This window comes from Gemmatimonadaceae bacterium (assembly GCA_036003045.1).
Taxonomy (GTDB): Bacteria; Gemmatimonadota; Gemmatimonadetes; order Gemmatimonadales; family Gemmatimonadaceae; genus JAQBQB01.
Genome location: DASYSS010000031.1, coordinates 1 through 13076 on the forward strand (window position 1 = coordinate 1; position 13076 = coordinate 13076).

The following is a 13076-nucleotide window of genomic DNA, read 5'->3' on the forward strand; positions in this document are numbered from 1 at the left end:
GTCGAAGATGGCCTTCGAGGGATGGAGCTACGGCGGCTATATGACTGCGTGGGTCGTGAGCCAGACGAGTCGGTTCAAGGCGGCGCGGATGGGCGCGGGGTTGTCCGACCTGCAGAGCATGTACGGAACGACGGACATCCCCGGCTACATCGGGACATTCTTCAGCGGCATCCCGACGCAGAAGACGCTCGAGTTCTACCGCGCGCGCTCGGCCATCACGTTCGTCGACAACGTGACGACGCCGCTGCTCATTCAGCAGGGCGGCAGCGATCAACGCGTGCCGATCGGCCAGTCGATGGAGTTCTACCGCGCGCTCAAGGACCGTGGCAAGACCGTGGAGCTCGTGTTCTATCCGCGCGAAGGGCACGGACTCGCCGAGTACTACCACCAGCTCGATAAGATGCAGCGCGAGCAGGACTGGATCACGAAGTACACGCTCGGCGGTGCGCGCGTGGTGCCTTAAGGAAGAAGAGCAAAAAGCAACGACAACAGCAGATTCGCGGACGCGCGCGGATAAAGGGACGATGAGCTGAAACCATGTTGATGGCGGTCTTTGGGTGGCGGGTCTGCGGGAGGAAGACCGAATCTTGTTTGGTATGCGACATCCCCCGCACCTCATTGAGCAGGGCCTTACTGGTTCGGTCATCGGCGCTTTCTTCGAAGTCTACAACGCGCTGGGCTACGGCCTGCTCGAGTCCGTGTACGCCGCAGCTCTAGCCGAGGAATTGGGCTCCCGGGGTCATACCGTTGAGCGCGAAGTATTCGTTGATGTGTACTACAAGGGCAAATCGATCTCTCGCCAAAGACTCGATCTGCTTATCGACAAGAAGCTAGTTTTGGAAATTAAAGCGACCGAAGTCTTGTCCCGATTTTCGTTCAGGCAGATGCTCAGCTACCTGATCGTCACCCGGCTCCCGATCGGCCTGATCCTTCATTTCGGGCCACGAGCAAGGTTCCATCGTTTGGTTAGCACTGACCGCCAAGGCAAACCCCTGGCCTCCGCGAGATGCCTGGATACGTGACGCAGGCCGCCTGGCCCACTGGTCATCTCTGAACCATTCGCGAGGAAACTGCAACAGCCGCATCGCGAATGCTCGCGGATGGGTAGAGCTCCCGGATCTTCACCGATCCGCGCGCATCCGCGATTCAGCTGTTGCTGTTGCCCGCAATTGCCTAACGGTTGTTGGCAATCAGCTCTCGGCCGGCCACACCTCGCCGAACAGGCGCATAAAATTCCCGCCGAGCACTTTCTCAGTGCGCGTCGAGCTCCAACCGCGGCGCGCGAGATCGCGCGCCAGGCGTTCAAAGCGAGAGGCGTCGTTGTAGCCCTCGACCATGTTGAACTTGTCGGCGGCTTCGCCCGGTGCGGCAATGCCGCGCTTGGCGCGGCTCTCATAGAACTCGCGCTGCTCTTTGCGACTCTGGTCGTTGATCTCGAATCCGAGCAGGGGATTGTCCGTGCCGATGCCGACGTGGTCCTCGCCGCACACGTTTACCGCGTGCTCGAGGTGGCGGAACAGATCGTCGCGCTGCGGCTGGCCCTGAATGGTGAGGAACGGCGTGAGATAGACGCCGAAGACGCCCCTTTTGTCGGCGAGCGCGCGCATTTCGGCGTCGAACGTATTGCGCGGCAGGTCGATGAGCGATCGGCACCCGCTGTGAGTGATCGCCGGAGGTGCCGTGCTCGCGGCGATGCCTTCGGCGATCGTCTTCTGCCCGGAGTGACTGAGGTCGAGCACGACCTTCGCTTCGTTGATCTTGGCGATCACCTCGCGGCCGAAGTCGGAGAGACCCGCATTGTCATGCTCGAGACACCCGTCGCCGCAGAGGTTCCGTTTGTTGTACGTGAGCTGCATCGCCTTGATGCCGAGCGCGGCGAAGGTCGCAACGCGAGCGGCGTCACCCTCGAGCGGGGACGTGTCCTGGAAGTTGTAGATGATCGCCAATTTCCCGGCCGCGCGTGCGGCATGGATATCGGCAACCCTCTCGACTCGGGCGAAGACCGCGGGATTGTCGTTGATGAGCCGATTGAAGTACGCAATGCCGTCGATCGCCACGCGAAATCGATCGGGACCGTTGCCCGGTTCCGCGACAGTGGCGTTGAGGACGTCGAGCCGGCGTTGGCGGATGGCTTCAACGAGCTGCGGCGTCGCCGTGTCGTGCCCGCCGGGCCCTTCGTGGAGTCCGGACGGCTCTCCCTGGGCGTCGACCCAAAACGATCGCTGCTGACGGCGCCGCGCGTCTGGTGTCTCCGCGTGACCGCTCGCTGGTAGAGTCAGGGCCGCGCCGGCCGATGCTACCGCGGCTATGAACTCGCGTCTTTGCATACGTGCCCGATCCGTCCGAAGATGTCCCGTATTCGAAACGGAGTTCGCGGCCTGCACCGGTCATCCCCGTTTCTGTTCAAACTTTCGTCGGGGCGGCGCTGTCTACCCGTGGCGTGCTTGCATCGCCGCGCCAACACGAGACTCGGATGCTCCCGTTCACGACCGCAATCGAAGCATTCGGACGCGATCTGCGGCACAGCGCCCGCGGTCTACTCCGCTCACCCGGGTTCACGCTCGCCGTCACGCTGACGCTCGGACTCGGCATCGGCGCGAACGCGGCGATGCTCGGCGCGATCGACCGGCTGATGTTTCGCCCGTTCGCGTACCTGCGCGATCCGGGCGCGGTGCACCGCGTGTACTTCCAGACCACCGCGCGCGGTCAAACGACGACGCGATCGAGAGGTCCGTACACGACCTACCTCGACCTCGAGCGAAGCTCGACACCCTTCGCCCAATTCGCCGCGTTCACCGAAGAGCCGCTCGCACTCGGTGACGGCGAGTCGGCCCGTGAGCGCATGGTGGCCGGTGTCAGCGCGTCGTTCTTCGATTTCTTCGACGCCCGCCCTCGCGCCGGCCGATTCTTCGGCACGAGCGAAGACGCGCTGCCGCGCGGCGCCAACGTCGCCGTGCTCGGCTACGCGTATTGGCAAACCGAATTCGGCGGCCAGAACGTGATCGGCCGAGAGCTGCGCGTCGGCCCGCTCGTGACGACGATCGTCGGGGTGGCACCGAAGGATTTCGTCGGCGTCTCGGAAGGCGAACCGCCGTCGGCGTTCGTCCCGATCACGACGCTCGCCTCCGGTCTCAATCAGGGCAACGCGCAGTCGTTCGCCACGAAGTACAACTGGACGTGGATGAACGTCATGGTGCGGCGCAAGCCGGGCGTGAGCGCCACTCGAGCGACCGCCGACCTGACCAACGCGTTCATCGCGAGCCGCGAGAAGCAGCGTATGCAGCTTCCCAGCACGGCGCCGTCGGAGATCGCCCACCCGCGCGCAATCGCCGGTGCCCTCCGCACGCTCGCCGGCCCTGACGCCGGCATCGAGTCGAAGACGCTCTTCTGGGTCACCGGAGTCGCGGCGGCCGTGCTGCTGATCGCGTGCGCCAACATCGCGAACCTTCTTCTCGTGCGGCAGCTCCGCCGCCGTCGCGAGCTCGCGGTGCGGATCGCGATGGGCATGAATGCAGGTCGGTTGGCGAGCGCGTTCGCCGCCGAGGGCTTGTTGTTGGCAATGCTCGGGTGCGTAGCGGGAATCGTGGTGGCTCAGGCGGTGTCAATCGCGCTCGCATCACTCGCCGGCGCAAATGCGAATAGCTTCGCCGTCGATTGGCGTACCGCGTTGACGGCCGCGGCATTGGCATTGGCCGCAGGCGTGGCGACCTACATCGTTCCTGCGCTGACACTCGCGCGCGGCACGATCCTCACCGCGCTGCGCGCCGGCGCGCGAGGAGGCGTCGTTCAGCACGCGCGCTTGCAAGCGACGTTGCTCGTTGTGCAGGGAACGCTGTCGGTGGTGCTGCTGGTGGGAGCGGGCCTCTTCGTGCGCAGCTTCGCGAACGCGCGCTCGGTTCACCTGGGATGGAATCCCGAGCCCGTCGTCGTCGTAACGCCGAACTATCGCGGCTTCGCGATGGACTCGACGACGCGCGACGCATTCCGGGAGCATTTACTCGAGACCGCGCGCAACGTCCCCGGCGTCGCCGCAGCGGCGCGAGTGGACAACCTTCCATTCGCCACGAGCACTCGCGACCTCCACGTCGACGGCATCGACTCCCTCGCACGGCTCGGCCAATTCATTTCGCAAGTCGTGAGCCCGGAGTATTTCAAGACGCTGGACACGCGCATCGTGCGCGGCCGCGCGCTCGACGAGCGCGATCGCTTCGACGCGCCGCTCGCCGCGGTCGTGAGCGAGGCGATGGGAAGCGCATTGTGGCCGGGACGCGATCCGCTCGGCCAGTGCATCCACGTCGGCGCGAACGCGCCATGCACAACCGTCGTCGGCGTCGCCGAGGACGTCGCGGCGACGAGCATCTCGGACGAGCAGCGATTCACCTACTACTTGTCGGACGTGCAACCGCCGATGCATCCGGCAAACCGGATCTTCGTACGAGTGAACGGCGACGTCGCGACGACCGCCGAGCGACTGCGCCGCGCGCTCCAGCGCGAGATGCCGGGGCAGGCGTACGTGACGGCGACGCCGCTGGAGAACGTAGTCGACGCGCAGTGGAGATCGTGGAAGGTCGGCGCGTCGATGTTCGTGGCGTTCGGCGCGCTGGCGCTCGTCGTCGCGGCGGTCGGGCTGTATGGCGTAATCGGCTATCAAGCCGCCCAGCGTCGCCACGAGTTCGGCGTGCGGATCGCGCTCGGCGCGCAAACGCTCGGCCTCCTGCGACTGGTGATGAGCCAGGCGGTCACGGTTGCGACGGGCGGCGTGGTGCTCGGTGTGGTGATCGCGCTCGGGGCGGGGCGGTGGTTGCAGCCGTTGTTGTTTCGTGAATCGGTGAGCGATCCCGGTGTGTTGGGGCTCGTGGCGGGGATGGTGATTGTCGTGGCGATGTCGGCGAGCGCGATTCCCGGCTGGCGCGCGGCGCGAGCGGATCCGATGGTGGCGTTGAAGAGCGACTGAGCGCGGACGCAGCTATTAGTTCGCCGGCTCTTCCCAAATCGCGGGATCGCCGACGCGAATCACGCCGCCGGACAGGACTTGGCCGAACACGCCGCCGCGCCAGTGCGGACGCATCGCGTCGCGCAGCCCGTCGATCACCTCGTCGACGGATCGGCGTCGCCGCCAATCTCCTCGAGCGCGGTTCTCCACGCCGAGAGATCTATGATCGCGATCTGCCGCCGCCGGCTGCGATCGACGCTGCCCAGCAGTCCCTGACCTTCCACGGCCGTAGCCGAAGGCACCGCGTCCATCGGGCCGCGATGGGCGCGCTTGAGCCAGATCGCTTCAATTCGCCCCGTCGGCGAACCGCTCATCGATGCCATGGATTTGGAATTTGCTTCCGTACGCTCGAAATTCCGATCCTGTGCCAGCGCTGGCATGCGGCTGTTGCGGTTTGCTCGCGGACATTGTCCAGCTGAGCCGGAATTTCACGTCTGTTCCTTCGTACCAACCACTTGAGCCGTATGGGCCAACGGCCTTCATTCGCGGTCGCGCTCTTTCTCGTGCTCGCCACGACGGAAGGCGACGCACAATCTTCCCGCCACCCGGTCGTATTTCACGTGAGCCTGGGCCAAGCCTCGGCGACGCCGGTCTCCGGGCGACTGCTCGTCTTCGCGAAGCTGCTCGGCGCCGGCGACAAACGGCCGGTCACGCGGGTCGACATGGACCAGATCGACACGCACGCGTCCAGCATCGCCGCGCGCGAAGTGGCGCGCCTCGAGCCCGGCGCCACCGTCGATCTCGACGCCGACGTCACGGCGTTTCCCGCGCCTTTCTCGCACCTCGAGCCCGGTCGCTACGCGGTGCAAGCGGTGCTCGATCGCGACCACAGTTACAACTACACGTCGCGTGGCCCCGGCGATCTGGTGAGTGGAGTCATGGAGATGGACCTGCCCGGCGACGCGACCGAGCTGCTGACGCTTGCGACCGTCGTCCCCGAATCCGATCCGCTGCAGCCGCTGTCCAACGTGACGGCGGCGATGAGAGACATCTATCCGGCGGCCAAGGCCGACATCCACGCCTTCGACTTCACCAGCCCCGCGCTCACCGGCTTCTGGGGTCGGCCGGTAACACTTCACGGATGGGTGGTGACGCCGCCGGACTACGCGTCGCATCCCGGCCAGCGCTATCCGACCGTGTACTACACCCAGGGCTTCGGCGGCTCGTTGCGTTCTCTTCACGACGTCGGCGTCGCGCGCTGGAATGAGATGAAGATGGGCAAGGCGCCGCCCATGATATGGGTCGCGGTCGACCAGTCGAGCTCCAGCGGTACGAGTGAGTTCGTCAACAGCGTCAACAACGGACCGTGGGGACAGGCGTTGACGGCCGAGCTGATCCCCGAGCTCGAGCGTCGCTACCGCATGGATGCCAAGCCGTCGGGCCGGTTTCTGACGGGACACTCCTCAGGCGGTTGGGCGGCGCTGTGGTTGCAGGTGAACTATCCCAAGCAGTTCGGTGGCGCGTGGCCCACGTCGCCCGACCCGAGCGACTTCCACAATTTCTTGGGTCTAGACCTCTACGCGCGCGGCGCAAACGTCTATCGCAAACCGGACGGTTCGCCGTGGCCGCTGGCGCAGGACAAGGGGCAGGCACTCGTCTCGATCGAGGACTACACGAAGCGGGAAGTCGTGGTCAATGAGTATGGCGGGCAGATCGCGTCGTTCGAGTGGGTCTTCTCACCGCGCGGCCCCGACGGTCTCCCCGTCCCGATGTTCGATCGCGGGACAGGCGCGGTGGACTCCGCCGTGATCGCCTATTGGAAAGATCACTACGACGTCGCCGAGCGTTTGCGTCGCAACTGGCCGGAGCTCAAGCGCGACCTCGACGGCAAGATCCACCTCACCGTGGGCTCGGCCGACACGTTCTTTCTCGACGGCTCGGCGCACGCGCTCGAAGCGACGATGAAGGGGCTCGGGGCGAAGACCGACTTCCGCTACGTCGACGGACGCGGCCACTTCGATCTCTACGTCGTGGGCGACGACCCGTGGGGCTTGTACAAGACCATCGCCTGGGAGATGTACGCGCTTGCCCGGCCGGGGTCGAAGCCGCCGCGCTAGGCGCGACTCAATCGAGCGACGCTGGGCGATTCGTGCCTGACTCCGAGACTGCGGAAGTTTGGCAGTCTTGGAGTTCGGCCGTTTCGGAGTTTGGCAGTCTCGCGGCCTCGGCGTTCGGCAGTTTCGGATTTTGGAAGGCTCGGCCGCCGGCAGTCTCGGAGCTCGGCCGTTTCGCCGTCGGGTAGTTCAATTCCTCTTGCCGGCAGAAAGTTTGTCCCGCAATTCGCGTCCCCAGTTGTACGCGAGCGTGGGGCGCGTCTCACCCCCGGTCGGCTTGACCATCAGGAATCCGTTGCCGTCGGGCCAGAGGTCGTAGCTCGCGTGCGAGATGTCGGTCAGATAGTCGGCCGGCGGCAAAACCGTGCGACGCTCCTTCACTTCGAAGGTCGTGCCTGCCACAACGGTCGCCGACTCCACGCCGCCCGTCAGCGAGCGATAGAACAACGTCGTCCCGGACCTCGACCACAGCGGCTCGGCGCCACCCTGCGTGCTCACCTGTACCCGCGCGCCTGCGTCGACATTCGGAAACGGACGCACGTATACCTCGTATCGCTGGCTCTCGTTGGACTGATACGCGATCCATTTGCCGTTCGGCGACACGCGCGGGTGAGACTCCTGGGCCGGCCCGCCAACCAGCAGCTTTGCCTTCTTGTCGCCGCCGAGCGCGACGGCGTAGATGTCCCGGTTGTGTACGCCGGGCGCCGTCCGATAGATCAGCCATTTGCCGTCGGGTGACAGCAGGGCCTCGTTGAACACGTCCTCGGGCTTGTACAGCAACTCGGCGCGACTGCTTCCGTCGATGGGTTGCCAGAAGATCCCCAATTCGCTTGCGGATCCCGCGCGGAACAACACGCGCTTTCCGTCCGGGGACCACTCGGGGAAGCTCGCCGTCTGCTCCGACGTCAACGGCGAGAACGTGTGGTTCACCCGGTCGTACACCCAGATGGCGTTCTTGACCGCCCCGCTCACTTCGACCGCCACTCGTTGCCCGTCCGGCGAAAAACGAGGATTCTTGAATGCCCGGAGCTCGTCGAACAGCGGCGTCTCCGGGTGGGTCGGCGACACGTGGACGAGATGCCCCAGCGATTGCCCGGTGACGAACCAGAGGGAGCCGTTCGCCGAGAGTGATACGAGCGCCTGGCCCGCGGCGGAGAGCCGGATCCCCGTCTCGAGGTGGATCGCGTCGCCGGTGGTGCGCTGCTTATCCAAGTCGAGCGGCACGCCATCGAGCTCCCCGCTCGCGGTGACATAGAGTAGGTGTCCCTCACGCATGCCGAGCACGGTGGCCGCGGCAATCTCGAGGGCGGTGCTCTTTCGCGTCGCGAGCGACGTGATCACGATCTGGCGCGCGGACGAGATGCCACCAGTCGTGTACGCAACCGTCTTTCCATCGCTGAGGAGCGCCGGATACAGCGCGGGCTTGGTCGAATCGACGGCGGGATGCCGGCGCAGCGTGCCGCCTTTGCTCGACACCATGAACAGGCCTAGGTCAGATCCGATCAGGATGGTATCGCGCTCCGTCCATACCAGCCCACGAATCAGCGGACTCTCCCCCAGCGAAACGCTCGACCCGCCATCGACCGATACCTTGGCGAGCCGATTGCCATCGACGAAAGCAACCCAGCGTCCGTCAGGGGAAAACACCGGCTGAGAGACTACCGCGGATGTGAGGTCGCGCGCTGTGAACTCGCTCGTTCGCCGAATCATCATGTGAGCGCCGCTCGGCCCCTGCGCGACGAACACCACACGATCTCCCTGCGGCGCGATCGCCACCGTGGATCCACCGGCTGCCGGATACATTCGGTCGCCCGGCGGCAGATCGACCAACACACGCACAACCGGCTCCTCGGGCGTGGTGTGTGTTCGGCGCAGCGACCAGAGCAATCCCGCCAGGGCGACAATAGCCACTGCCGCGGTGGCGATGAACGCGATCCGCGATACGGCGGCTCGTCCGCGTGCGCCATCCGGAGCGACGACGGTGACGTCGGCCGTGAACGACGGATCGACCAGCGCATCGCTGAACGCCTTGGCCGTGTCGAAGCGATCTGCCGGAAGCTTCTCGAGCGCCTTGGCGACCGCCGCCGCGACGTTCGGCGGCACCGATTTGCGGTGCGTGGCCACCGCCGCAGCCGGCTCGGTGATGATCTTCATGATCACCTGTTGCGCGGAACCGCCCACATGCGGTGGCTGCCCCGACAGCATCTCGTACAGCACGCTGGCGAGTGAATAGATGTCCGAGCGCGGCGTGAGATCCTTTTCCGCCGTCGCCTGCTCGGGCGACATGTAATGCGGCGTGCCGAGCGAGAGGCCAGTCTCGGTCATGCGTCCGCCGCCAGCCACGGAGAGCGCCAGTGCGATGCCGAAGTCCATGACGATCGCGCGGCCGTCGTGCAGCAGCACGTTCTCGGGCTTGACGTCGCGATGAATGACGCCGTGCCGGTGCGCATAGTCGAGCGCGTCGGCGACTTCGCGCGCGATGCGTACCGCTTCGTCGACTCCGAACTGCGTCTCGCGATTCAGCTTCTCGCGAATCGTCTCGCCTTCGACGTACGGCATGACGTAAAACAGGAAGCCGTCCGCGCTGCCGCTGTCGAACAGCGGAAGAATGTGCGGATGCTGCAGCGCAGCCGTCGTCTTGATCTCGACGAGAAACCGGTCGGCGCCGAGCACGGCGGCCAGCTCCGGCTTGAGAACCTTGATCGCCACTTTGCGGTCGTGACGCAGGTCGGCGGCGAGGTACACCGTGGCCATGCCGCCCGCGCCGAGCTCGCGCTCGATGCGATACCGGCCGGCGAGCGCCGCCGACAATCGCGCGGCGTCCGAGGTCGAGCCGGTGAAGCCCGCGGCGCCGTCGTGGAGGTCCTTCGGCGAACCTGTCACGCGCCAAAACTGCAACTTCGGCGCGTGCTTGTCACGGGTTCTTTGCGAGTCGCGGCGCCACGCGCACCGCGGTCCCATAGCAAAGCACTTCAGACACGCCGGACATGATCTCCGTGGCGTCGTAGCGGACAGCGATGACCGCGTTGGCGCCGAGCGCCTGCGCATGCCCGACCATGCTGGCATAGGCGTCGGCGCGCGTGCGTTCGCACAGCTGAGTGAGGAGAGAGATATCGCCGCCCCTAACGGCCTGAAGGACAGCGCCGAGCGTCCCGAAGACCGAGCGGGATCGTACCACGATTCCGCGCACGATGCCAAAGGTGTTCACGACGTCGTAGCCGTCGACATAGAAACCGGTCGTCGCGATGAAGTCGGGCAGGGGATTGAGTAGCATGGGCGGTGGGGCGAAAGGTGATGGAACGACTTCCGCGGCATGAGAAAACTCTTACCATGCAGCCGGGGGGGGCACTAGACTTGCGGCATTGGCGACGTCATGGACGAGATCAAAGGCATCGCGCGGGTCAAGTTCCATCCCGGCAAGGTCGAGGAGTGGAAGCGCCTCACGGAAGAAGCGATGGAGATCGTGCGAACCAAGGACACCGGCACGCTCCAGTACGAAATCTTCCTCAACGAGGATGAGACCGAAGCGATCGTGTTCGAGCGCTACCGCGACGCCGACGCGGCGATTGAGCACTTTTTCGCACATCAGCCATTTGATGGCGCCCATCATGGCCACCGCCTCGGTCACGGGCGAAGTGCTTGGAACGCCGAATGAAAGGATGAGGGCCCAGCTCGGAAGGGGCGAGCCGAAACTGTTCATGCCGTGGATGGCGCTGCAGGATCAGCAATCGGCGGAAGAAGGCTAGCTCGCTACGCCCTGAGATCGTACAGGTTGCGCCACCCGTACCAGCGTTCCGGATACGGCTTCCCCGCGATCGTGAATTGCGTATCGCGCAGGCGCTCGGCGCCGAGCCGCTCGTAGAACGAGCACGCGGGATTTTCGGCAAGCACGCGAACGACCGCGGCGTGGCATCCACTCGCCAGCGCGAGCCCCGCCCACTCGCGCACCAAGCGCCGACCCACGCCTTTTTGCTGCATCGAGTCGAGCAGATAAATCGCGTACAGCTCCGCGTCGAAGCCCGCGATCGGATCGCGAATGGCTCCGCCCGAAATGAACCCGACGATGTCACCGTCGGCATCGACGGCGACGAGGACGTCTGGCTCCGTGTCGGAATCGGTCGCGAGGCGCCTGCCCCACGCCGCCGCACGCTCAGGCACTGAAAGACTGTCGATGTACGCCTGGTCGACGATCCCAGGATACGTCGTTCGCCACGACGCGACATGAACTTCGGCAACGGCGGTCGCGTCATCGACCACCGCGCGACGGATCGTAATCAACGGCCAAGCGGGAAGCGTCATCGCCAGAATGTACGCCGCGGTCCGCCGCTTGGCGCCCTCGCAGTTCGCCACCTTCGGCCTTCGGCAGTTTTCGGAGTTTGGCAGTTTCGCAGTCTCGGAGTCTGGCAGTTTCGGAGTTCGGAAGTCTCGGCCCCCGGCAGTCTCGGAGTCCGGCCCTCTCACCCACCATCGCCACAAGCCCTTCCCGCGTAGTAATCTCTGAGTCCCTCCGCAGTCCCCCCAAAGTCTCCCCCAATGCCCCGATTCGCCCTCGCCGGACTCCTCGTACCCGCCGCCCTCCTCTCGGCCCAGGCTCCCGTCCGCGATTCCGCGACAATCAACCGCTCTCCCAACCCCGTTCTCGCATCCTTCCGGTTCCGATCGATAGGGCCGGCGAGCATGGGCGGCCGAGTGGACGACATCGAGGTCGCGCCGAGCGATCCGAGCGTGATCTATGTCGGATACGCGACGGGCGGCGTATTCAAGTCCGACAACAACGGCACGACGTTCACGCCGGTGTTCGAGACCTACGGCACCGCGTCGATCGGCGCGATCGCGATCCATCCGACGAACGCGAACGTCGTCTACGTCGGGACCGGTGAAGCGAACAACCGCCAGACGACGACCTTCGGCGACGGGATCTACAAGAGCGAAGACGGCGGGAAGACGTTCACGAACGTCGGGCTCAAAGAGACGCAGTCCATCGCGCGCATAGTCATCGATCCGAAGAATCCGGGCGTCGTCTACGTGGCCGCGCCCGGCCACCTGTTCGGACCGAGTCCCGACGGCGGCGTCTACAAGACGACCGACGGAGGTAAGAGCTGGAACAAGATCAAGTACATCGACGAGAACACGGGGTTCACGGACATCGTGATGGATCCGTCGAACACGCGCGTTCTGTACGCCGCGAGCTATCAACGCCGCCGCAGCGGATGCTGCTACAACGGCGGCGGTCCCGGGAGCGCGTTGTGGAAGTCGGACAACGCGGGCGAATCATGGGTCCGCCTGAGCGCAAATGGTCTTCCGAGTGGAGTCTTGGGTCGCATCGGCCTCTCAGTGTCGAAGTCGAATCCGAACGTGGTCTACGCACAGATCGAGGCCGGAGCGGCGTCGGAAGCTGAAGCCCCGGCGCGTGGCGCCAATCCCGGCGCAGCGCCGGCCGGTGGCGGAGCTGCTGCTGGAGCAGGAGGAGCCGGTGGAGGTCGGGCCGGTGGGTATGACTGGTGCGACAACGCCGGTCCGGGACACGGATTCGGCGGCGGCCGCGGTGGTGGTGGCCGCGGCGGCGCTGCCGACACGACGAACCGCACTCCGCCCGCGATCGACGGCAATCGCTCCGGCATTTTCCGATCCGACAACAAGGGCAAATCGTGGACGGTCGTCAGCAACTGCGACGCTCGGCCGCTCTACTTCAGCCAGATCCGCGTCGATCCGAGCAACGATCAGAACATCTACGTCGCCGGCGTGCACATGGCGAAGTCGCTCGACGGCGGCAAGACGTTCCTGCTGCTCGACAACGCGGGCGGCTTCTTCAACATGGGTGAAGACCAGCACGCGATCTGGATCGATCCCAAGAACGGCAACCACATTCTGCGCGGCAACGATGCCGGCTTCATGGTCACGTGGGACCAGGGCAAGACGTGGGAGTACGTCCGCACGATGGCGACGGCGCTGTCGTACTGGGTGACGGCCGACATGGGCCATCCGTACTACGTGTACACCGGCTTGCAGGACAACGACAGTTGGGCCGG

Annotated in this window: 12 protein-coding genes; 6 read left to right on the plus strand and 6 right to left on the minus strand. The window is 65.3% G+C overall.

Annotated features, from left to right (window positions below; translation table 11 throughout):
• A partial coding sequence (locus VGQ44_07090; protein HEV8446566.1) for a prolyl oligopeptidase family serine peptidase occupies nucleotides 1-463 on the plus strand: 463 nt, incomplete at its 5' end.
• A gap of 133 nt (nucleotides 464-596) precedes the next feature.
• Complete coding sequence (locus VGQ44_07095) at nucleotides 597-1022, plus strand: GxxExxY protein (protein ID HEV8446567.1); 426 nt, start codon at nucleotides 597-599, stop codon at nucleotides 1020-1022.
• Between the two features lie 168 nt (nucleotides 1023-1190).
• Here VGQ44_07095 and VGQ44_07100 read toward each other — a convergent pair whose 3' ends face one another.
• Nucleotides 1191-2327: a membrane dipeptidase gene (locus tag VGQ44_07100; protein HEV8446568.1), complete on the minus strand. Its 1137-nt coding sequence runs from the start codon at nucleotides 2325-2327 to the stop codon at nucleotides 1191-1193.
• Nucleotides 2328-2473: 146 nt separating this feature from the next.
• Between VGQ44_07100 and VGQ44_07105 the strand changes: the two genes are divergently transcribed.
• A complete protein-coding gene (locus VGQ44_07105) occupies nucleotides 2474-4954 on the plus strand; it encodes an ADOP family duplicated permease (GenBank protein ID HEV8446569.1) in 2481 nt (826 codons plus the stop codon).
• A gap of 15 nt (nucleotides 4955-4969) precedes the next feature.
• Here VGQ44_07105 and VGQ44_07110 read toward each other — a convergent pair whose 3' ends face one another.
• Nucleotides 4970-5092 (minus strand): hypothetical protein, encoded by a 123-nt coding sequence (locus tag VGQ44_07110; GenBank protein ID HEV8446570.1) that lies wholly within the window; start codon nucleotides 5090-5092, stop codon nucleotides 4970-4972.
• Nucleotides 5089-5316: a hypothetical protein gene (locus VGQ44_07115; protein ID HEV8446571.1), complete on the minus strand. Its 228-nt coding sequence runs from the start codon at nucleotides 5314-5316 to the stop codon at nucleotides 5089-5091. Before VGQ44_07115 ends, VGQ44_07110 begins: the two co-directional genes overlap by 4 nt.
• Nucleotides 5317-5457: 141 nt before the next feature.
• Between VGQ44_07115 and VGQ44_07120 the strand changes: the two genes are divergently transcribed.
• The gene (locus tag VGQ44_07120) at nucleotides 5458-7050 is read left to right on the plus strand and encodes an alpha/beta hydrolase-fold protein (protein ID HEV8446572.1); all 1593 of its coding nucleotides are present in this window, start codon (nucleotides 5458-5460) and stop codon (nucleotides 7048-7050) included.
• 186 nt (nucleotides 7051-7236) lie between these two features.
• On the opposite strand, the gene VGQ44_07125 is transcribed toward VGQ44_07120, so the two are convergent.
• Both VGQ44_07125 and VGQ44_07130 read right to left on the minus strand, forming a co-directional pair.
• Nucleotides 7237-9930, minus strand: coding sequence for a protein kinase (locus tag VGQ44_07125; protein ID HEV8446573.1), 2694 nt, complete (start codon nucleotides 9928-9930; stop codon nucleotides 7237-7239).
• A gap of 31 nt (nucleotides 9931-9961) precedes the next feature.
• The gene (locus VGQ44_07130; protein ID HEV8446574.1) at nucleotides 9962-10321 is read right to left on the minus strand and encodes a YbjQ family protein; all 360 of its coding nucleotides are present in this window, start codon (nucleotides 10319-10321) and stop codon (nucleotides 9962-9964) included.
• Nucleotides 10322-10420: 99 nt separating this feature from the next.
• Here VGQ44_07130 and VGQ44_07135 point away from each other — a divergent pair, with 99 nt between their 5' ends.
• On the plus strand, nucleotides 10421-10702 hold the full coding sequence (locus VGQ44_07135; protein ID HEV8446575.1) for an antibiotic biosynthesis monooxygenase: 282 nt from the start codon (nucleotides 10421-10423) through the stop codon (nucleotides 10700-10702).
• Nucleotides 10703-10797: 95 nt separating this feature from the next.
• Here VGQ44_07135 and VGQ44_07140 read toward each other — a convergent pair whose 3' ends face one another.
• A complete protein-coding gene (locus tag VGQ44_07140; protein HEV8446576.1) occupies nucleotides 10798-11346 on the minus strand; it encodes a GNAT family N-acetyltransferase in 549 nt (182 codons plus the stop codon).
• A gap of 234 nt (nucleotides 11347-11580) precedes the next feature.
• On the opposite strand from VGQ44_07140, the gene VGQ44_07145 reads away from it, so the two are divergent.
• Nucleotides 11581-13076: hypothetical protein (locus VGQ44_07145; GenBank protein HEV8446577.1), on the plus strand; the 1496-nt coding region annotated here is incomplete at its 3' end.

Excerpts from the sequence above, each read along its gene's own strand:
- VGQ44_07140 (HEV8446576.1), bottom strand. The coding sequence starts at position 11,346 with ATGACGCTTCCCGCTTGGCCGTTGATTACGATCCGTCGCGCGGTGGTC.
- VGQ44_07130 (HEV8446574.1), bottom strand. The coding sequence starts at position 10,321 with ATGCTACTCAATCCCCTGCCCGACTTCATCGCGACGACCGGTTTCTAT.
- VGQ44_07135 (HEV8446575.1), top strand. The coding sequence starts at position 10,421 with ATGGACGAGATCAAAGGCATCGCGCGGGTCAAGTTCCATCCCGGCAAG.
- VGQ44_07095 (HEV8446567.1), top strand. The coding sequence starts at position 597 with ATGCGACATCCCCCGCACCTCATTGAGCAGGGCCTTACTGGTTCGGTC.
- VGQ44_07105 (HEV8446569.1), top strand. The coding sequence starts at position 2,474 with ATGCTCCCGTTCACGACCGCAATCGAAGCATTCGGACGCGATCTGCGG.
- VGQ44_07115 (HEV8446571.1), bottom strand. The coding sequence starts at position 5,316 with ATGGCATCGATGAGCGGTTCGCCGACGGGGCGAATTGAAGCGATCTGG.
- VGQ44_07100 (HEV8446568.1), bottom strand. The coding sequence starts at position 2,327 with ATGCAAAGACGCGAGTTCATAGCCGCGGTAGCATCGGCCGGCGCGGCC.
- VGQ44_07120 (HEV8446572.1), top strand. The coding sequence starts at position 5,458 with ATGGGCCAACGGCCTTCATTCGCGGTCGCGCTCTTTCTCGTGCTCGCC.